Origin of the sequence: Arthrobacter sp. Ld5 (assembly GCF_051172775.1) — a bacterium.
Classification (GTDB): domain Bacteria; phylum Actinomycetota; class Actinomycetes; order Actinomycetales; family Micrococcaceae; genus Arthrobacter_D.
On record NZ_JBPKBO010000024.1, the window covers coordinates 145,967 to 165,707 of the forward strand.

Below are 19,741 nucleotides of genomic sequence, written 5' to 3' on the forward strand. Positions count from 1 at the left end.
CCACGCCGCTTTTCCGCCATATCATTCCTTCCACGATTCGGAGCAGAACTCCGGGTCTACGTCTTGCGGGCCCGGTGGGCCGGTGATCGGCCCTGGTCAGGACCGTGATGCGATCTCTGCCGCAGCTTCCTGGTAGGAGAGGGCACCACTGGATGAGGGGTCATAGGTCATGACGGTCTGCTGGTAGCTCGGCGCCTCCGAGATCCTCACGGAGCGCGGAACCACCGCCTTCAGCACCTGCTGGGGGAAGTGCTCGCGCACTTCGGCTGCTACCTGGGCTGCCAGGTTGGTACGCCCGTCATACATGGTCAGGAGGATTGTCGAGACCGCCAGATCGGCATTGAGGTGCTTCTGGATCATCTCGATGTTCTTGAGGAGCTGGCTGAGCCCTTCCAGCGCGTAGTACTCGCACTGGATCGGGATGAGCACCTCCTTGGCGGCCACGAAGGCGTTCAGCGTCAGGAGGCCCAGGCTCGGAGGACAGTCGATGAAGACGAAGTCGAGGCGTGGTTCGCCGTTCGCTTCACGCTGCTGCGCGTACACATCGATGGCCCGGCGGAGCCGCTGCTCGCGTGCAACGAGGGAGACGAGCTCGATTTCCGCACCGGCAAGATGGATCGTGGCCGGGGCGCAGATGAGATTCGGGACATCCGGGCACACGGCGACCACATCGCCCAGCGGGACGTCGTCGATGAGGACGTCGTAGATCGAGTCGACGTCGGCGTGGTGATCGATGTTCAGGGCGGTGGAGGCGTTGCCCTGGGGGTCGATGTCGATCACCAGCACCTGCAGTCCGGCGGTGGCGAGAGCCGCGGCGATGTTGACCGTCGTCGTGGTCTTGCCGACCCCGCCCTTCTGGTTGCTGATGGTCATGATGCGCGTGCTGGTCGGCCGGGGCAGCTCCTTGCCCATCAGCTTCTCGCGACGTCTGGTCTCGCTGGCGAGCTCTCGACCGAGGGGGGAGGAATCATCCATCGCCTCCATCACGCTCTTCCCCTTGGTCGCCTTCTTCGTCGACGTGGGCCCAACGGCATCGACGGCGGCGGGAGTTTCACGTGAAACAACACCGGTGTTCGCCGGATCTGCAAACGCATCGGTTTGGATCTCGCGCATCCCGACAGCGAGGGCTCGCGCGGACGCGAGCTGTGGCTCGGACTTCTTCGCGGGGGCGTCCTTGATGGTCACTCAGTAGCTCACTCTCACATGCCAGACGTCGTTATCTATAAGGGTAACGGGATAACCCGAACCGCACGGGACGGCGGCACGGCCAGGAACGGGCCGGACCTCAGACAGGACGGACCGGTATCCGAACGACCGTCGTGGGTTCCTCGAGGATCGCGGCTCCGGCCGAGACGATCTCCGCCGTCCCCCCGCCGAGCCTGCGGATCACCTTACGGGCCTTCTCGATCTCCTCGCCAACACTGCGTCCCTTGATTGCGAGGACCTGTCCGTCGGCTCGGGTGAGGGGGATGGTCCAGCCTGCGAGCGTCGCGAGGGCGGAGACCGCGCGCGCCGTGACGTAGTCGCCGTGGAGCGTACCCACCATCTCCTCCGCGCGCGCCCTGTGCACGGTCACGTTGCCCAGGGCGAGATCGTCCACCACTTCCTTCAGCCAGACGACGCGTCGTTCGAGCGGCTCGACGAGATCGAGGCGGAGATCGGGGCGCGCGATCGCGATGGCCAGACCAGGAAGTCCCGCCCCGCTTCCGACATCCACGACCGACGCATCCGTGTCCATCAGTTCTGCCACGACCGCGCAGTTCAGGACGTGACGTCCCCACAGCCGCGGCACCTCCCTCGGACCCAGCAGTCCGCGCTCGATCCCGGACGTGGCGAGATGGGCCACGAAACCGCGGGCGAGGTGGAGCCTGTCACCGAAGACGGCCGAAGCCGCCGACAGTTCCTCGGCCGTCGGCTCGGGGCCTCCGGCGTCGAGGCGGGGAGTATCAGTCATCGCTGGGGGAGATCACGATGTGCCGCGCCTGACCCTCACCCTCGGACTCGCTCACGAACCCGAGATCGGCGACGACGTCGTGCACGATCTTCCGCTCGTAGGCGGACATGGGCGCCAGCGCCAGGTCCTCGCCCGTCTCCTTGACCTTCTCGACGGCGTCCTGCGCCGCCTTCGTCAGCTCGCGTCCGCGCCGATCGCGATAACCGTCCACATCCAGGATCAGGCGCGACCGGGTGTCGGTGGCTGTCAGCACACTGAGCCGCGTCAGCTCCTGCAGGGCCTCCAGCACCTCTCCGTCGCGTCCGACGAGCAGGCCCAGCCCGCTGTCGGATGCGTCCTCGGACACGATCGAGATGTACGTACGGCCGCTGCGGACCTCGATGTCGATATCGCCATCGATGTCCGCGATGTCGAGCAGTTCCTCGAGGTAGTCCGCGGCGACGTCACCCTCTTCGTCGAGCCGGGATGCCTTGCCGCCCAAGGGAGCCTCGGCGTCGTCGCCCGGTTCCGTCTCGTTCCCGGTGATCTGGTCCTCGTTCTCCACCGTCATCGCCTCTTCCTCTTCTTGCGCTGGGGCTGTACACGCTGGCTACGGGGCTCCGCGACCGTCTCGACGGCCGGTTCCGTCTTCCGCTCCCCGAGGAGCGGCACCATGGGCAGGCCCTTCTTGGCGCGCCGGTCCGCGAGTGCCTTGGCAGCGGGCGACCCGGGCGTCGGCATCCTGCGGATGACGTAGAACTGCTGCGCCATCGTCCACACGTTGGTGGTGGTCCAGTAGACCAGGACGCCGATGGGGAAGTTGATCCCACCGATGCCGAAGACCAGCGGAAGGATGTAGAGCATGATCTTCTGCTGACGCATGAAGGGGCTCTGCATGGCCTCCTCCGACATGTTCTTCGCCATGATCTGCTTCTGCGTGATGAACTGTGACGCAGTCATGGCGATGATCATGATCACGGAGAGGATGATGACGCTGATGTTCCCGTCGGCACCGAAGCTGCCGAGGAACGTCGAGGAGAGGGGTGCCCCGAAGATCGTGGCGTCGTCGAACTCCCGCACGGATTCCGGGGACAACGCACCGATTCCCTCGTTGTCCTCACTCGCCCGCGAGATCCCATTGAGAACGGTGAACAGGGCGAAGAAGAACGGCATCTGGATCAGGATCGGCAGGCATGCGGCGAACGGATTCGTCCCGTGCTTCTTGTACAGGGCCATCTGCTCCTGCGTCATCGCCTGACGCGAGAGCTGGTCCGTCTTCCCCTTGTACTTCTGCTGGAGCTTGCGGAGATCGGGCTGGAGCGCCTGCATGCCGCGCTGCGCCTTGATCTGCTTCACGAAGACGGGAATGAGCGCGGCCCGGATGACGACGACGAGGCCGACGATCGACAGCACCCAGGTCCAGCCGGATGCGGGGTTCATTCCGAGGAACGTGAAGCCCTCGTGGAACATGAACATGATCCACGACACGAGCCACCGGAACGGCGCCAGGATCGTCTCAAAAAAACCCATAATCAGTCTGCTCCTCGGGCCGCGGGGCGGCTCTCGTCATCGGCCGGAATCACCGGGTGGTTCAACACAACTATCGCTGGCACGCTGCCCTCGCGGAAATGCCTGCCACCGGGCGGCACATGATCCACGCCGCCGGCGTTCCACGGGTGGCATCGCGTGAGACGCCTCGAGGCGAACCACGTCCCACGCAGGAATCCGTGCACGGTCACGGCTTCGAGGGCGTACGCCGAGCAGCTCGGGTAGAACCGGCACACCGGCCCGTACAACGGAGAGACGACCTTCCGGTACGCGATCAGGAGACCGATCGCCACCAGGCGCGGTATCCCCACGAGGAGACGCAGCGCACGGAGAGCGATCCCACTCACGATACTCCGCCCCGCCTTCCCGGTGGTTCAGCGTCCTTCAGCTTCCGGGCGAGCGTGGAGACGCCGTTCCCGAAATCCTTGGTCAGGGTCGGCCAGTCGCTCTCGGCGGCCGCCGGCAGGGCGCGGACGACGACGTCGTACCCACTGGGGTGCGTTCCGACCCACTCCGCCGCCAAGTGGCGCAGCCTCCGTTTAACGAGGTTGCGCGTGACTGCGTTCCCGACGTTCTTGCCGACGATGAATCCGACCCTGGAAGGGGCGGACTCCTCGGTCCTCGCACCGTATAGCACAACGTTCCGGCGCCCTGACCGGGCACCGGAACGTACGGTACGTGCAAAATCCGTCGCCGTCCTCACCCGGTTGATCATCGGCAGCATGGGGACTTCCTGATCCTCGTCGAGGGAGGGAAACCCTTGCCGACGCGATCATCCGAGGGATGCATGGCGAGGGAGGGACCGCTTATGCCGAGAGTTCGGTACGGCCCTTGCCGCGGCGCGCCGACAGGATGGCACGACCAGCGCGGGTGCGCATGCGAAGACGGAAACCGTGCTTCTTGGCACGACGGCGGTTATTCGGCTGAAAAGTCCGCTTGCTCACTGTAGTTACTCCAGAACGATCTGAGATGCGTCCGGCCCATTGCAACAAGGGGGAAGAACAGACTGACGCGATGAAGGTGTACATCCGACACTCGCGTGGAGAGCTGTCACATCCCGAGGCCTCTTAGTACCCGGGAACACCTGTGATGGCATGCGAAATGCAGACATGTTGGACTACATAACGGTAGGGGACAGCGCGGATGGGCGTCAAACTCGCCGTGAGCGGCCTGTGGACGGGAAATCCACTGCCCTGTGGACAACTGGTGCTCGAAACACCCTACACGCACCCCCGACGGGCCCGGTCCGGGCTCCCGGCGCGGGGCCCGGATCCGCGTCAGTCCGCTATCTTCTGTACTTTCCATCCTCTAGTCTTGGCTCTGCTCCGTTTATCCACGGCATGTGCACAACTCTGTGGATGACGGACGGTCTTCGACGGGAAGCACAGCCAAGAGAGGTGTTCGTGGGTACAGATGAGGTAAACGACGTCGGGAGCTCCTGGCGTAAAGTCATCCGGACCCTCGAACAGGACGACCGCGTCACTCCCCGTCAGCGGGGCTTCATGGTCCTCGCCCAGGCGCAGGGTCTGATCGGGACGACGATGCTCATCGCGGTCCCGAACGAACTGACGCGCGAGGTGCTGCAGACCCAGCTCAAGGGAGCGCTCGATGAAGCGCTGCGCGACGTGTTCCGCGAGGACATCCAGTGCGCGTTCGTCATCGATCCGGAGCTGACCCCCGTCGCCGAGGACGTTCCGGAACAGGAGCCGGCCGAGCAACCGTCGCCGGAACCGAAGGGTGAAGCCAAACCGTCGCCGACGCCGCCCAGCAACTCGCACGAGTTCGGCCGGCTCAACCCGAAGTACATCTTCGACACCTTCGTGATCGGGTCCTCGAACCGCTTCGCCCATGCTGCCGCCGTGGCAGTGGCGGAAGCCCCCGCGAAGGCCTACAACCCGCTGTTCATCTACGGCGATTCGGGGCTCGGCAAGACGCACCTCCTGCACGCGATCGGCCACTACGCCAGGCACCTCTACACCGGGATCCGCGTCCGCTACGTGAACTCCGAGGAGTTCACCAACGACTTCATCAACTCGATCCGCGACGACGAGGGGTCGAGCTTCAAGCAGACCTACCGCAACGTGGACATCCTGCTGATCGACGACATCCAGTTCCTCTCCGGCAAGGACCGGACCATGGAGGAGTTCTTCCACACCTTCAATGCGCTGCACAACCACAGCAAGCAGGTGGTCATCACCTCCGACCTGCCACCCAAGCAACTCATCGGGTTCGAGGAACGCATGCGTTCCCGCTTCGAGTGGGGTCTGCTGACCGACATCCAGCCCCCCGAACTCGAGACGCGCATCGCCATCCTCCGGAAGAAGGCGATCAGTGACAGCCTGAGCGCGCCGGATGACGTGCTCGAGTACATCGCGTCCAAGATCGCCACGAACATCCGGGAACTCGAGGGTGCCCTCATCCGGGTCACGGCCTTCGCAAGCCTGAACCGCCAACCCGTGGACGTGAACCTCGCGGAGATCGTCCTGAAGGACCTGATCTCCGCCGACGGCGCCCAGGAGATCACCTCGACGGTGATCATGGCGCAGACAGCCGACTACTTCCAGATCAGCATGGAGGAACTGTGCAGCAAGTCGCGGACGAGGACCCTCGTGACGGCTCGGCAGATCGCCATGTACCTCTGCCGTGAACTGACCGACATGTCCCTGCCGAAGATCGGGCAGGAGCTCGGTGGACGGGACCACACCACCGTCATCCACGCCGACCGCAAGATCCGCGAGCTCATGGCCGAGCGCCGGGCGATCTTCAACCAGGTCACCGAACTCACCAACCGGATCAAGCACAAGCAGCGGGAGGCGTAGGCCCCCGGGCGGGCCTGCCGTCGACGGCTGCGGTAATTAACAGGTGTGGACACATCTGTGGATAACCGGGGGACGATCACGGTCCGGCCTGAGGATAACCACCCGCCCACCTGTGGATCCGCTAAATCACAAGGATCGTGCCCACAGGCCCGGCCTGTGGGCCGTCGGCCCGACCCACACCTTGTCCACAGCCAAAATCCGCGCGGTTCCACCGGCCAGGAGAGTTATCCACAGAATCCACAGCAGTTATTAACACTACGAACCTTAAACTTCAAAAGCTCGTCAAATAACATTCCACGTCCCGCTCGCCCAGCACCCTCCCCTGCCGAGGCCCTGCTACGCGGACCTGCTATCCGGCTAAGCTTTGACCCAGTAGGGTTGTAGTTCCCGTGCCGTGGGGACATCCGTCCAGGCATCGGACCCGACCATCCGCCGGCGATTCGCCGGTGGCTGTTTTTTTGATCTGGCGAAAGGCGGCACTGCTCCGTGAAATTCAGAGTTGAGCGGGATGTACTTGCGGAGGCAGTGTCCTGGACCGCTCGTTCCCTGTCACCGCGACCCCCGGTCCCGGTCCTCGCCGGTCTCCTGATCAAGGCAGAAGCCGGCATGCTCAGCCTCGCCAGCTTCGACTACGAGATCTCGGCCCGCCTCGAGATTCCTGCCGAGGTCCTCGAGGAGGGAACCATCCTGGTCTCGGGACGACTCCTCGCCGACATCTGCCGGAGCCTGCCCTCGGCCCCCGTCGAGGTCGCCACCGATGGCTCCAAGGTCACGCTCACCTGCCGCAACAGCCGCTTCAATCTCGCGACTATGCCTGAAGGGGAATATCCGGAACTCCCGAAACTCCCTGCGGTGAGCGGAGTCGTGGACGGGGACGCCTTCGCCCAGGCCGTCTCCCAGGTCATCATCGCGGCGAGCCGCGACGACACGCTGCCCATCCTCACCGGCGTCCGGATGGAGATCGAGGACGATCTCATCACGCTGCTCGCCACGGACCGTTACCGGCTGGCGCTTCGCGAGGTCGCCTGGAAACCGTCGACTCCCGGCATCTCCACGAGTGCGCTCGTGAAGGCCAAGACCCTCAACGAGGTGGCCAAGACCCTCGGTGGGGCCGGCGAACTGAACATCGCGTTGTCCGACAACTCGGAACTGATCGGTTTCGAGTCCGGCGGACGCCGCACCACCTCGCTGCTCGTGGACGGGGATTACCCGAAGATCAGGTCGCTGTTCCCCACGACCACGCCGATCCACGCAACCGTGCAGACCAGCACGCTCGTGGAAGCGGTACGACGGGTCTCCCTCGTGGCAGAACGCAACACCCCCGTCCGCCTCGCCTTCTCCGAAGGACAGGTGACCCTCGACGCCGGCACCGGCGAGGATGCTCAGGCTTCCGAGGCGATCGAAGCCACCCTCGACGGCGACGACATCACGGTCGCCTTCAACCCGCACTACCTCAGTGAGGGTCTCGGGGCCTTCAACAGCCCGTACGTGCGGTTCTCCTTCACCTCGCCGCCGAAACCTGCGGTGATCTCGGCCCAGGAAGACGCCTCCGGTGAGGACCGGGCGGACTACAGGTACCTGCTGATGCCGGTACGGCTGCCCAACCTGTAGCCCGACCATCAGGTCGGCATACCCGGCCGACGGCCGGGCCGTCACATCACCAGAAGGAGAGTTCATGCACATCGGTCTCGTCGGACTCGGCAAAATGGGTTTCAACATGAGGGAGCGGCTCCGGAGGAACGGCATCGAGGTCACCGGCTTCGATCGCGCTCCGGATCGCACCGACGTGCCGAGCCTCGAAGAACTCGTGTCCTCCCTGCCCACCCCCCGCGTCATCTGGGTGATGGTCCCCGCCGGCGCGGTCACGCACGACGTCATCACCGAACTCTCGGGGCTCCTGTCCGAGGACGACCTCATCATCGACGGTGGCAATTCCCGATTCACCGATGACCAGGTCCACGCCGCGCTGCTCGCCCAGCAGGGAATCCGGTTCCTCGACTGCGGCGTCTCGGGGGGAGTGTGGGGGCTCGAGAACGGTTACGGCCTGATGGCCGGCGGCAGCGACGAGGACATCGACCGTGCCCTCCCGATCTTCGACGCTCTGCGCCCCGAGGGTGAACGCGCCGAGAGCTTCGTCCACGTGGGCGACGTCGGCGCCGGACACTACGCCAAGATGGTCCACAACGGGATCGAGTACGGGCTCATGCAGTCCTACGCGGAGGGCTACGAACTCCTCGAGGCCAAGGACATCGTGAAGGACGTCCACGGCACTTTCGCTGCGTGGCAGAAGGGCACGGTCGTCCGGTCCTGGCTGCTGGACCTGGTGGTCAAGGCGCTGGAGGAGGACCCGCGCCTGGCGACGATCGCCGGTTACGTCGAGGACTCGGGCGAGGGTCGATGGACCGTCGAGGAAGCCATCGCCAACTCGATCCCCGCGCCGGCGATCACCGCCGCGCTGTTCGCCCGGTTCAACTCGCGCCAGGAGGACTCCCCGTCCATGAAGATGGTCGCGGCGCTGCGCAACCAGTTCGGCGGGCACGCCGTCAGGCCCGCCCAACCGAAGCCCGAGTAAGTGCGTTCCGGTGTACGTTGAGCACCTCTCGCTCACCGGGTTCCGGAGCTATGGGCAGCTCGACCTGGCCATCGAGCCGGGTATCACCGTCTTCGTCGGGCCGAACGGCGTGGGAAAGACGAACATCGTGGAGGCTATCGGCTATCTCGCGACCCTGTCCTCGCACCGGGTCAGCACCGACAAGCCCCTCATCGCCTTCGGCGAGGAGCGCGCGATCATCAGGGGACGACTGGTCCGCGGTGCGCAGCGCACGAGCGTGGAAGTCGAGATCAACGCCGAGGCCGGGAACCGCGCGCGCATCAACAGGTCCAATCCCGTGCGCGCCAGGGACGCCGCAGGGATCCTGAAGACGGTCCTCTTCGCCCCCGAGGATCTCACCCTGGTCAAGGGCGACCCGTCGGTGCGGCGCCGATACCTGGACGAGGTCATGGTGTCGCTGCTACCGCACCAGTCGGCGCTGCGGGCGGACTACGAGCGTGTGCTCAAGCAGCGCAACGCCCTGCTCAAATCGGCTCGTGCGGCGGGGCGGTTCTCGACGGCACACGAAGCCACCCTCGACGTATGGGACCAGCATCTCGCGGAGTCCGGGGCCAGGCTGTTGTCCGCGCGACTGCTCCTCGTCGACAAGCTCCGGCCCCACGTGCAGCGTGCCTACCAGGAGCTGACGGACGGTTCCAAGGCGGCGGACATCGGCTATCTCTCGAGCGTCTCACCGCTGTCGGGTCCGTCCACCGAGGACGACGGCGACGAGCCGGGTCGGAACGGTGCGGACGACGGCCTGGCGGAACTCGACCAGGGAGAACTCGTCGAGCTGTTCACCGCCGGTCTCCTCCGGCACCGAAAGAAGGAACTCGAGCGCGGGATCTCCCTCGTGGGCCCGCACCGGGACGAGCTCGCGCTGCTGCTCGGAAGTATGCCTGTCAAGGGATATGCGTCCCACGGCGAGACCTGGTCGATGGCCCTGGCGCTCCGGCTGGCGTCCTACTACCTTCTGCTGGAGGAGGACCGGACGCCGGGCGGGGACCCGGTGCTCATCCTCGACGACGTCTTCGCGGAACTCGACGCCCAGCGGCGCACGCGACTCGCTGCCATCGTAGCGTCCGCGGAGCAGGTCCTCGTCACCGCCGCGGTGGGGGACGACATTCCCGCCGGGCTCGCCGGGCGCCAGCTGAAGGTGGTGCCCGGCGCCATCGCGGAGTGCTCCCCGGGGGGAGGCGACGCCGCTCCGGGGACTGCGGGCCGGCCCTCCGACCGGGATGGTGCCGCCGCAGGATTGAATGCCGAAGGGGGCATAGATGTCTGACCTGCCGCCCGGGACTGGTTCTCGTCCGGACGGAGCGGACGCGCCGCGCGCCGGCCGGAGGTCGCCCGAAGGCGCACCGGGACCCGAGGCTCCACCGGCCGACGGCGGCGAGGACTTTCCCGACCAGGATGCCCCGCAGGCCCTGCTCAACCGGTTGCGAAGCGCATCGCAGGCCAGGGGCACGCCCCGGGAGGCGGCATCGAAGCGATCCGCGAAGACGCCGCGCCGCCGGTACTCACCCGAGCCGGTCTACGGAGGCAGGGATCCCGAGGGGGTGGGCGACGTCTTCTCGCGGATGCTCGCCGAGCGGGGATGGAAATCGCCGGTCGCGATCGGATCGGTGCTGTCGCGCTGGAGCGAGATCGTCGGAGCCGACATCGCGGCGCACTGCGTGCCGGAGAGTTTCGACGCCGACACCGTGCTGGTCCGCTGTGATTCGACGGCCTGGGCCACCCAGCTGCGCCTCATCACCCCGCAGGTGCTGCAGCGGTTCGAGGCCGAGCTCGGCCCGGGAGTGGTCACCCGGTTGTCGGTCATCGGCCCCGCCGCTCCGAGCTGGCGCAAGGGTGGACGCTCCGTCAAGGGTCGGGGCCCGAGGGATACGTACGGATGACCCGGACCCGACTGCGCTGAGCGGCCTGTGGCGCAATCGGGGTCCCCATGGTCGTATCCGGACTCACGGATGGTACTGCCGTCCGGTCTGGTGTGGGTTTATTGGCCGCGGAGGGGGTGTTCGCGCCGGACGGCGGCCCTCCGCAGGGTAGAATAGGGAAGATTGTTTTGGTCGATCCAGCTGAGGAGCCGTCTACGCCTGTGGCACACGAGAACGAGTTGAATGCAAGCGACGTGAAAGTAGGCGACGGCGAGTCCCCGATCCTGGAGGCCGCCACCGAGCACGCATACGGTGCCAGCGAGATCACGGTGCTCGAAGGTCTCGAGGCTGTCCGGAAGCGACCGGGCATGTACATCGGATCCACCGGGCCACGCGGTCTCCACCACCTCGTCTACGAGGTCGTGGACAACTCGGTCGACGAGGCGCTGGCCGGCTACTGCGACCACATCGAGATCTCGCTCCAGGCCGACGGCGGCGTCAAGGTGGTCGACAACGGTCGAGGCATCCCCGTGGACATGCACCCCACCGAGGGACGGCCCACCGTGGAAGTGGTCATGACCATTCTCCACGCCGGCGGCAAGTTCGGGGGCGGCGGGTACGCGGTCTCCGGCGGACTGCACGGCGTCGGCATCTCGGTCGTCAACGCCCTCTCCGAGCGCGTGGAGACGGAAGTGCGGCGCCAGGGCCACGTGTGGCGGCAGTCCTTCGCGGACGGCGGGAAGCCCGTCGGCGAGCTGAGGAAGGGCGAGCCTACGTCCGAGACCGGCACCACGCAGACGTTCTACCCGGACGACTCGATCTTCGAGAGCACCGAGTTCGACTTCGAGACGCTCCGCGCACGATTCCAGCAGATGGCGTTCCTCAACAAGGGACTGCGCATCACGCTGACGGACGAGCGCGTCGACGCGGTGGAGACCGAGGAGGTCGCGGAGGTCGAGAGTGCGCAGGGTACCGACGGGGAGCCGAAGCACCGGTCCGTGGTGTACCTGTACGAGAACGGGTTGCTCGACTACGTCCGCCACCTCAACTCGTCCAAGCGCGTGGACGTGATCCACCCCGACGTGATCGCCTTCGAGACGGAGGACACGGACCGCAGGATGGCCGTCGAGGTGGCCCTGCAGTGGACGTCCGCGTATTCGGAGAGCGTGCACACCTACGCGAACACCATCAACACGCACGAGGGCGGGACGCACGAAGAGGGCTTCCGTGCGGCCATGACGACGCTGATCAACAAGTACGCACGCGAGAAGAACATCATCAAGGAGAAGGACGACAACCTCACGGGTGACGACATCCGCGAGGGCCTGACCGCCGTCATCTCGGTCAAGCTGTCCGAGCCGCAGTTCGAGGGCCAGACGAAGACGAAGCTCGGCAACTCCGAGGCGAAGGGCTTCGTCCAGCGGGTGGTCACCGACCAGCTCGGTGATTGGCTCGAGCGCAATCCCGGGCCGGCCCGCGACGTCATCCGAAAGTCGATCCAGGCCTCCCAAGCGCGCCTCGCAGCCCGCAAGGCGCGGGAGTCCACGCGCCGCAAGGGGCTGCTGGAATCCGGCGGCATGCCCGGCAAGCTCAAGGACTGCCAGTCCAAGGACCCGGCGCGGTCCGAGATCTACATCGTCGAGGGCGACTCCGCCGGAGGCTCCGCGGTCCGCGGGCGGAATCCCGAGACCCAGGCCATCCTGCCGTTGCGCGGCAAGATCCTGAACGTGGAGCGTGCCCGCCTCGACCGTGCCCTCGGCAACAGCGAGGTCCAGGCCATGATCACCGCCTTCGGCGCGGGGATCGGGGAGGACTTCGACGTCGACAAGGCGCGATATCACAAGATCGTGCTCATGGCCGATGCAGACGTGGACGGCCAGCACATCACGACGCTGCTGCTGACCCTCCTGTTCCGCTACATGCGACCGCTCATCGAGAACGGCTTCGTGTACCTCGCGCAGCCGCCGCTCTACCGGATCAAGTGGTCCAACGCGAAGCACGACTACGTGTTCAGCGACCGGGAACGCGACGAGGTCATCAAGATGGGCATCGCGAACAACCAGCGGCTGCCCAAGGACAACGGGATCCAGCGCTACAAGGGCCTCGGCGAGATGGACTACACGGAACTGTGGGACACCACCATGGATCCGGAGCACCGCACCCTGCTGCAGGTGACCATGGACGACGCCGCGGCCGCCGACCAGGTGTTCTCCGTCCTGATGGGCGAGGACGTCGAATCCCGCCGCAACTTCATCCAGCAGAACGCCAAGGATGTGCGTTTCCTGGACATCTAGGTGTGTGTCTCCGGCATTCTGCCGGCGCAACGAAATCTGCTCGTTCCTCGCAGATATTGAAGCGCCTACACAGAATGTCGGAGCCACTCACGCCTGAGCCCGGCCGGCAGGCAAGGCCCACCTTCACGAACGGAACTGATTCATGAGTGACGAGATCACCGGCAACGGACCGGACGAGCCCCTCGAGGGCGAGGTCCTGACGGACCGTGTCGAGCAGGTCGACCTGCAGACGGAGATGCAGCGGTCCTACCTCGACTACGCGATGGCGGTCATCGTGGGCAGGGCCCTGCCCGACGTCCGCGACGGGCTGAAGCCCGTGCACCGCCGTGTGCTCTACGCGATGTTCGACGGCGGCTACCGGCCGGACCGGTCGTTCAACAAGTGCGCCCGCGTGGTCGGCGAGGTCATGGGCCAGTACCACCCGCACGGCGACTCGGCGATCTACGACGCCCTGGTGCGCCTGATCCAGGACTGGACGATGCGCTACCCGCTGGCCCTCGGCCAGGGGAACTTCGGATCGCCGGGCAACGACGGCGCCGCGGCCCCGCGATACACCGAGACGAAAATGGCCCCGCTCGCCATGGAGATGGTGCGGGACATCGACGAGGAGACCGTCGACTTCCAGGACAACTACGACGGCAAGAACCAGGAGCCGACGATCCTCCCGTCGCGCTTCCCGAACCTGCTCGTCAACGGATCCTCCGGTATCGCCGTCGGCATGGCCACCAACATCCCGCCGCACAACCTGCGGGAGGTGGCCGACGGGGTCCAGTGGTACCTCGAGCACCCGGACGCCACGAAGGAGGAGCTCCTCGAGGCGCTGATCGCGCGGATCAAGGGCCCCGACTTCCCCACCGGCGCCCAGATCCTCGGGCACAAGGGCATCGAGGACGCCTACCGCACGGGCCGCGGCTCCATCACCATGCGGGCCGTCGTCAATGTCGAGGAGATCCAGAACCGGACGTGCCTCGTCGTCACGGAACTGCCCTACCAGGCCAACCCCGACAACCTGGCGATCAAGATCGCGGAGCTCGTCAAGGACGGCAAGGTCAGCGGCATCGCCGACCTCCGCGACGAGACGTCGGGCCGCACCGGCCAGCGCCTCGTGATCGTGCTGAAGCGCGACGCTGTCGCGAAGGTGGTCCTCAACAACCTGTACAAGCACACGCAGCTCCAGGACAACTTCAGCGCGAACATGCTGGCGATCGTGGACGACGTGCCCCGCACGCTCAGCCTCGACGCGTTCATCCGCCACTGGGTGACCCACCAGCTCGAGGTCATCGTGCGCCGCACCCGGTACAGGCTGCGCAAGGCGGAGGAGGAGGCACACATCCTCCGCGGTCTGCTGAAGGCCCTCGATGCCCTGGACGAGGTCATCGCCCTGATCCGTGCCTCGTCCACGACGGACCAGGCACGGGACGGGTTGATGGAGCTGCTCTCGATCGACGAGCTGCAGGCCACCGCCATCCTGAACATGCAGCTCCGCCGCCTGGCCGCCCTCGAGCGGCAGAAGATCCAGGACCGCCACGCCGAACTCGAGTCGATGATCACGGAGTTCAACCGGATCCTCGCCTCCGAGGACGTGCAGCGCGGCATCGTCAGTACCGAACTCGCGGAGATCGTCGCGAAGTTCGGCGACGACCGCCGCACCGAGATCCTCATGGGCTACGACGGCGACATGAGCATGGAGGACCTGATCCCCGAGGAGGAGATGGTCGTCACCATCACCCGCGGTGGATACGTCAAGCGCACCCGGAGCGACAACTACCGCCAGCAGGCCCGCGGCGGCAAGGGCATCAGGGGTGCCCAGTTGCGCGGTGACGACGTCGTCGAGCACTTCTTCGTCACGACCACCCACCACTGGCTCCTGTTCTTCACCAACCTCGGCCGGGTGTACCGCGCGAAGGCGTACGAGCTCGTCGAGGCGGCGCGGGACGCCAAGGGTCAGCACGTGGCCAACCTCCTGGCCTTCCAGCCGGACGAGACGATCGCCCAGGTCCTGGACCTGCGCGACTACCAGCAGTCGCCCTACCTGGTCCTCGCGACCAAGCGCGGCCTGGTGAAGAAGACACGGCTCGAGGACTACGACACGAACCGCACTGCGGGCGTGATCGCGATCAACCTGCGCGACAACGACGAACTCGTCTCCGCGCAGCTGGTGTCCGGCGACGACGACATCATGCTCGTCTCCCGCAAGGGGCAGTCGCTGCGGTTCACGGCCGACGACGACGCCCTGCGGCCCATGGGGCGTGCCACCTCGGGTGTGACCGGCATGAAGTTCCGCCCAGACGACGAACTGCTGGCCGCGAACGTGGTCACCGACGATTCGTTCGTCTTCATCGTCACCGAGGGCGGCTTCGCGAAGCGGACCAGGGTGGACGACTACCGCGTGCAGGGCCGCGGCGGGCTGGGCATCAAGGTCGCGAAGCTGGCCGAGGAGCGCGGAGACCTCGTCGGGGCGCTCGTCGTCCAGGAGGAGGACGAGGTCCTCGTGGTCATGGGTGGTGGCAAGGTGGTGCGTTCCGCGGTGGCCGGTGTCCCCGCCAAGGGACGCGACACCATGGGAGTCATCTTCGCGAAGCCGGACAAGACCGACCGCATCATCGCCGTCGCCCGCAACAGTGAGCGCAGCGTCGCCGTCGAGGAGGGCCTCGTCGAGGATCCGACCGAGGCCAGCCCGGATGTGGACCTGATCGGAACGGTCACCCCGCAGGAGGATCCTGCGGAGTTCACAGCCGATGAAGTACGGTTGTCGACAGAGGAAACGGCTGAGCCCGACGCTGAGTCGCCCGAATACGGAGGTAACGAGTGAGCTCGGCCAATACCAACCCGCGGTCGTCCAGCGGACAGGTGCGCACGCCCGGGGGATCGCCGCGGACGAATGCGCCCGCCCGCCCGCCGCAGCGGCCCGCGGGACAGGCCAACCGCCCCGCCCAGCGCCCAGGGCTCGTGAAGCCGGCTCCGAAGGCCAAGGCCCGCAAGGCCCGGCTGCTCGTCAGCAAGGTCGATCCGTGGTCGGTCCTGAAGATGTCCTTCCTGCTGTCCGTCGCGCTGGGGATCGTCACGGTCGTCGCGTCCTTCGTGATCTGGACGGTCCTCGACCTGACCGGCATCTTCGACGGCGTGAACGAGCTGCTCCGCGAGATCGCAGGGTCCGAGAGCGGCGGTTTCGACCTCCGTCAGTTCGCCTCCCTGCCGCAGGTGCTCTCCTTCGCGACGATCATCGCCGTCGTGAACGTCGTACTCCTGACCGCCCTCGCCATGCTGTCGGCCGTGCTGTACAACATCTCGTCCACCCTCGTCGGCGGTATCGGCGTCACGCTCACGGACGACTAGGGACCGGCTTCTTCGGCGCCCCCGGGCGATTTGATGAATGCCGAGACACTACTGTAAAGTCGTATCTCGGCCCGAAGAGGCATCGGGGCGTATAGCTCAGGCGGTTAGAGCGCTTCGCTGATAACGAAGAGGTCCCAGGTTCAAGTCCTGGTACGCCCACGGATCCACCACCCGCAAGGGACTGCAAGGAGACTGTCGTGAAGAAGTTGCTCGTCGCAGCAGCGGCTGCCGTAAGTGTCCTCGTGTACAAGCGGTGGAGGGATTCCGAGAAGAGCAAGAACGTCTGGAGCAGTGCGACGGACGACGTGGTCTAGCTTCACCGAACGGCGCGCCGGCAGGACGACGTTCATTTCGGGGGCATGGCGCAATTGGTAGCGCACCTGCTTTGCAAGCAGGGGGTTCGGGGTTCGAGTCCCCGTGCCTCCACCGAAGAAAAGTCCCGGCCATCGGCCGGGACTTTTCGCGTTCGGGGGCAGATGACGGGTGGACGACACGGTGCCCTACAGTTGCCGGGTGACTATCTTCCTCTCGATCCTCGGTGTCATCGGGGTCTCGGCGTCCGGACCGATCATGGCTGCCACGGCGGCGCCCGTCCTGGCCATCGCCTTCTGGCGCAACCTCCTCGGTGCCGCGCTGATGGGTGCTCCGGCGGCCGTGTCCAAGAGGGCCGAGTTCGCTGCGCTGACGCGGGAGGACTACCGTCGGCTCGCCATCGCGGCCGTGGCCCTCGCCCTCCACTTCGCGTGCTTCATCACGGCGCTCAAACTGACGTCCGTTGCCGCCGCCACGGCCCTCGTCTGCCTCCAGGTGGCATGGATCGCGCTCTTCAACGCCCTGCTGGGATCACGACCGCAGGCGGCGGTCGTCGCGGGGCTCGGCGTGGCCTTCGTCGGCGTGGTCATCATCACCGGGTTCGATCTCTCGCTGTCGCGGGAGGCGCTCCTCGGCGACCTGCTGGCCCTGGCCGGGGGCGCCCTTGCTGGCGTCTACCAGATGGCCGGAGCGGCTGCCCGGCGGACCATGTCCACAGGGACCTACACCACGCTGTGCTACGGAGCCTGCGCCGTCATCCTCCTGGCCCTGTGCGCTGCCACGGGGCAACCCATCGTCGGCTTCAGCCCCGCCGCCTGGGCGGGGATCCTCGCCGTGACCCTGCTGGCCCAGATCATGGGCCACTCCGTCTTCAACCATCTCCTGGCCGTCATGAGCCCGCTCGTCGTCTCCATGATCATCCTGCTCGAGATCCCGGGAGCGGCCATCCTCGCGGCGGTCTTCCTCGGCGAGCAGCTGCCCCTCGGGACCTACGGCGGCCTGGTCCTCATCCTGGCGGGCCTCGCCGTCGTGATCCGGGGACAGCAGCGGCGAAAGGCACGGCTCTCGCCCGTCGGTGCAGAGCCGGGGATGACCAATCCGCCCGGGCTGGGCGGCGAGTAATAGTCGTCAGAGGTTATATGAACCGACGGTCATAAGAAACGAAGGAACCCCCGGCCGGTGGGCTGGGGGTTCCTTCGTGCTGCGGTTCGGGTCAGGCCTTGGGGCCGTCCGACGGCTTGGTCGAGGACTTGGCCTCCTGCGTTGCTTCCTTCGCCTTGTCGGCGACGGTCTGGGCAGCGTCAGCGGTCTTGTTCTTGCTGTCGTCCTTGGCTGCGCCCGTCGCGGCGTCGCCCGACTTCGCGGCGCGATCGGCCGCTTCCTTGATGGACGTGACGACCTCCTTCGCTTCACGGGTCTTCTCGCTCGAGACCGGGGCCGGGGTCGCCTTGATCGGGGCCGGCGTCTTCCAGGGGTCCTCCACGGGCTTCGAGGCCCGCCAGACGGCGACACCGGCGACGACCGCGCTCAGGATGATGCCGAAGATCAGCCAGCCCTTGCCCTTCTTGCGTCGCCCGCTCTTCTTCAGGTCCTTCGAGGCCTGCAGGGTCGCGGCCACCAGGCGCTTCTGGGCCTTCTTGACCGCCTTCTTGTCACCCGTGATCCTGGTGACGGCCTTCTCGACGGAGGGCGGCACATGGGTGGAGGCGAGGGACCGCGACGCGTTGTCCGCTGCCTCGCCCAGCTTCGTCGACAGGGTCGGCAGGTAGTCGTCGACGACCTTGACCTTCGCCGAGGTCAGCGCCGGGGCGGCCTTGTCGAGGGTGCCCTGGATCTTGGGGGTGGTGTCGTCGATGACCTGGGAGATACGCGGACCGACCTTGTCGATGCCACCCTGGATCTTCGGAGCGACGACCGCGATGCCACCGGCGATGCCTTCGGAGACTCCCTCCGTGGCCTTGCGGACGGTGTCCTGGAGGGCCGGGCCTGCGGTCTCGATGCCCTTCTCCCACCGGGGCTTCGCCCATCCGTAGGCGGCGTCGACCCGGGGCGTGGCCCAGTCCCGTGCGGCGGCCAGCCCGGCAGCGGCTGCCAGTCCGAGTGCGACGCCTTCCTCGAGTTCGTGGGTGCTGCGTGCGTTCTTCTTCACAAAAACCTCCAAGGGGGGTGGTTACTCGTTTTCATCAGCCTACGTTGCATGGGCAGAGGGTGCTATCCGTCGGGCGCACCGGATACCCCCGGGGCGGTCGTTTCACTGTGCGCGGAATGGCCCCGCCCCAGCTTATTGTCAGATGCCGCGTGGAAGAATGGCCTGATGACTGCTATTCCGACAGCAAAAGCGACCATCCACACCAACCAGGGCGACATCGAGGTGAACCTGTTCGGCAACCACGCGCCGAAGACGGTGAAGAACTTCGTCGGCCTCGCGACCGGCGAGATCGCCTGGACCCACCCGCAGACCGGCGAGGAGAGCAACGCCCCCCTCTACGACGGGACGATCTTCCACCGCATCATCAAGGACTTCATGATCCAGGGCGGGGACCCCCTCGGCCAGGGCACCGGCGGCCCCGGGTACAGGTTCGACGACGAGATCAACCCGGATCTCTCCTTCCAGGAGCCGTACAAGCTGGCGATGGCGAACGCCGGCACCCAGGGCGGCCGCGGCACCAACGGCTCGCAGTTCTTCATCACCTCCGTGCCCACCACGTGGCTGCAGGGCAAGCACACCATCTTCGGTGACGTCACCGATCAGAAGTCGCGTGAGGTCGTGGAGAAGCTGAACTCCATCGCCACCGACATGCGCGACAAGCCCCTCGAGGATGTCGTCATCAAGAGCATCACCGTGGAACAGCTCTAACCCACATGTCCTACGGTGTCCCCGCGCCCGACGCCGGAAGCCAGCAGGCCCCTGTCTGCCCCCGGCACCCCGACCGTGTCAGCTATGTGAGATGCCAGAGGTGCGAGCGGCCCGCGTGCGCTGAGTGCCAGAGGCCCGCTGCCGTCGGTTTCCAGTGCGTGGACTGCGTGCGGGA

General features: G+C 66.2%; 19 protein-coding genes and 2 tRNA genes. 13 read left to right on the forward strand and 8 right to left on the reverse strand.

The window, feature by feature from the left end:
• Positions 1-96: 96 nt before the first annotated feature.
• From ACSGDB_RS13615 to rpmH, 7 genes are all read right to left on the reverse strand, one after another.
• Entirely contained in the window at positions 97-984 is an 888-nt protein-coding gene (locus ACSGDB_RS13615) for a ParA family protein (RefSeq protein WP_434995986.1), read from the reverse strand.
• Positions 985-1,285: 301 nt separating this feature from the next.
• Entirely contained in the window at positions 1,286-1,954 is a 669-nt protein-coding gene (gene rsmG, locus ACSGDB_RS13620; RefSeq protein ID WP_434995384.1) for a 16S rRNA (guanine(527)-N(7))-methyltransferase RsmG, read from the reverse strand.
• Complete coding sequence (locus tag ACSGDB_RS13625; RefSeq protein ID WP_434995385.1) at positions 1,947-2,504, reverse strand: protein jag; 558 nt, start codon at positions 2,502-2,504, stop codon at positions 1,947-1,949. Before ACSGDB_RS13625 ends, rsmG begins: the two co-directional genes overlap by 8 nt.
• Entirely contained in the window at positions 2,501-3,463 is a 963-nt protein-coding gene (gene yidC / locus ACSGDB_RS13630) for a membrane protein insertase YidC (RefSeq protein ID WP_434995386.1), read from the reverse strand. The genes ACSGDB_RS13625 and yidC overlap by 4 nt, the downstream gene beginning before the upstream one ends.
• 2 nt (positions 3,464-3,465) lie before the next feature.
• On the reverse strand, positions 3,466-3,831 hold the full coding sequence (gene yidD / locus ACSGDB_RS13635) for a membrane protein insertion efficiency factor YidD (protein WP_434995987.1): 366 nt from the start codon (positions 3,829-3,831) through the stop codon (positions 3,466-3,468).
• Positions 3,825-4,205: a ribonuclease P protein component gene (gene rnpA / locus ACSGDB_RS13640; RefSeq protein ID WP_434995387.1), complete on the reverse strand. Its 381-nt coding sequence runs from the start codon at positions 4,203-4,205 to the stop codon at positions 3,825-3,827. The genes yidD and rnpA overlap by 7 nt, the downstream gene beginning before the upstream one ends.
• Before the next feature lie 82 nt (positions 4,206-4,287).
• Positions 4,288-4,425 (reverse strand): 50S ribosomal protein L34, encoded by a 138-nt coding sequence (gene rpmH / locus ACSGDB_RS13645; RefSeq protein WP_022892375.1) that lies wholly within the window; start codon positions 4,423-4,425, stop codon positions 4,288-4,290.
• Between the two features lie 414 nt (positions 4,426-4,839).
• Between rpmH and dnaA the strand changes: the two genes are divergently transcribed.
• The 12 genes from dnaA (at position 4,840) to ACSGDB_RS13705 (ending at position 17,831) form a co-directional block, all read left to right on the forward strand.
• Positions 4,840-6,300, forward strand: coding sequence for a chromosomal replication initiator protein DnaA (gene dnaA, locus ACSGDB_RS13650; protein WP_434995388.1), 1,461 nt, complete (start codon positions 4,840-4,842; stop codon positions 6,298-6,300).
• Between the two features lie 486 nt (positions 6,301-6,786).
• Positions 6,787-7,911: a DNA polymerase III subunit beta gene (gene dnaN, locus ACSGDB_RS13655; protein WP_434995389.1), complete on the forward strand. Its 1,125-nt coding sequence runs from the start codon at positions 6,787-6,789 to the stop codon at positions 7,909-7,911.
• A 64-nt stretch (positions 7,912-7,975) separates the two neighbouring features.
• Positions 7,976-8,872: a phosphogluconate dehydrogenase (NAD(+)-dependent, decarboxylating) gene (gene gnd, locus ACSGDB_RS13660; RefSeq protein ID WP_434995391.1), complete on the forward strand. Its 897-nt coding sequence runs from the start codon at positions 7,976-7,978 to the stop codon at positions 8,870-8,872.
• A 10-nt stretch (positions 8,873-8,882) separates the two neighbouring features.
• Positions 8,883-10,175 (forward strand): DNA replication/repair protein RecF, encoded by a 1,293-nt coding sequence (gene recF / locus ACSGDB_RS13665; protein WP_434995393.1) that lies wholly within the window; start codon positions 8,883-8,885, stop codon positions 10,173-10,175.
• A complete protein-coding gene (locus ACSGDB_RS13670) occupies positions 10,168-10,788 on the forward strand; it encodes a DUF721 domain-containing protein (protein WP_434995395.1) in 621 nt (206 codons plus the stop codon). Before recF ends, ACSGDB_RS13670 begins: the two co-directional genes overlap by 8 nt.
• 200 nt (positions 10,789-10,988) lie before the next feature.
• Positions 10,989-13,061 (forward strand): DNA topoisomerase (ATP-hydrolyzing) subunit B, encoded by a 2,073-nt coding sequence (gyrB, locus tag ACSGDB_RS13675; protein ID WP_434995396.1) that lies wholly within the window; start codon positions 10,989-10,991, stop codon positions 13,059-13,061.
• A 142-nt stretch (positions 13,062-13,203) separates the two neighbouring features.
• On the forward strand, positions 13,204-15,873 hold the full coding sequence (gene gyrA / locus ACSGDB_RS13680) for a DNA gyrase subunit A (protein ID WP_434995398.1): 2,670 nt from the start codon (positions 13,204-13,206) through the stop codon (positions 15,871-15,873).
• Positions 15,870-16,397, forward strand: coding sequence for a DUF3566 domain-containing protein (locus ACSGDB_RS13685; RefSeq protein ID WP_434995399.1), 528 nt, complete (start codon positions 15,870-15,872; stop codon positions 16,395-16,397). Before gyrA ends, ACSGDB_RS13685 begins: the two co-directional genes overlap by 4 nt.
• 85 nt (positions 16,398-16,482) lie before the next feature.
• Positions 16,483-16,556 (forward strand) — tRNA-Ile (locus ACSGDB_RS13690).
• A gap of 38 nt (positions 16,557-16,594) precedes the next feature.
• Positions 16,595-16,711, forward strand: coding sequence for a DLW-39 family protein (locus tag ACSGDB_RS13695; protein ID WP_434995400.1), 117 nt, complete (start codon positions 16,595-16,597; stop codon positions 16,709-16,711).
• A 39-nt stretch (positions 16,712-16,750) separates the two neighbouring features.
• Positions 16,751-16,823, forward strand: a tRNA-Ala gene (locus ACSGDB_RS13700).
• A gap of 87 nt (positions 16,824-16,910) precedes the next feature.
• On the forward strand, positions 16,911-17,831 hold the full coding sequence (locus ACSGDB_RS13705; protein WP_434995402.1) for a DMT family transporter: 921 nt from the start codon (positions 16,911-16,913) through the stop codon (positions 17,829-17,831).
• Positions 17,832-17,922: 91 nt separating this feature from the next.
• Here ACSGDB_RS13705 and ACSGDB_RS13710 read toward each other — a convergent pair whose 3' ends face one another.
• Complete coding sequence (locus tag ACSGDB_RS13710) at positions 17,923-18,858, reverse strand: hypothetical protein (RefSeq protein WP_434995404.1); 936 nt, start codon at positions 18,856-18,858, stop codon at positions 17,923-17,925.
• A 165-nt stretch (positions 18,859-19,023) separates the two neighbouring features.
• Between ACSGDB_RS13710 and ACSGDB_RS13715 the strand changes: the two genes are divergently transcribed.
• Positions 19,024-19,566 (forward strand): peptidylprolyl isomerase, encoded by a 543-nt coding sequence (locus tag ACSGDB_RS13715; RefSeq protein WP_434995406.1) that lies wholly within the window; start codon positions 19,024-19,026, stop codon positions 19,564-19,566.
• Positions 19,567-19,741: the final 175 nt, after the last annotated feature.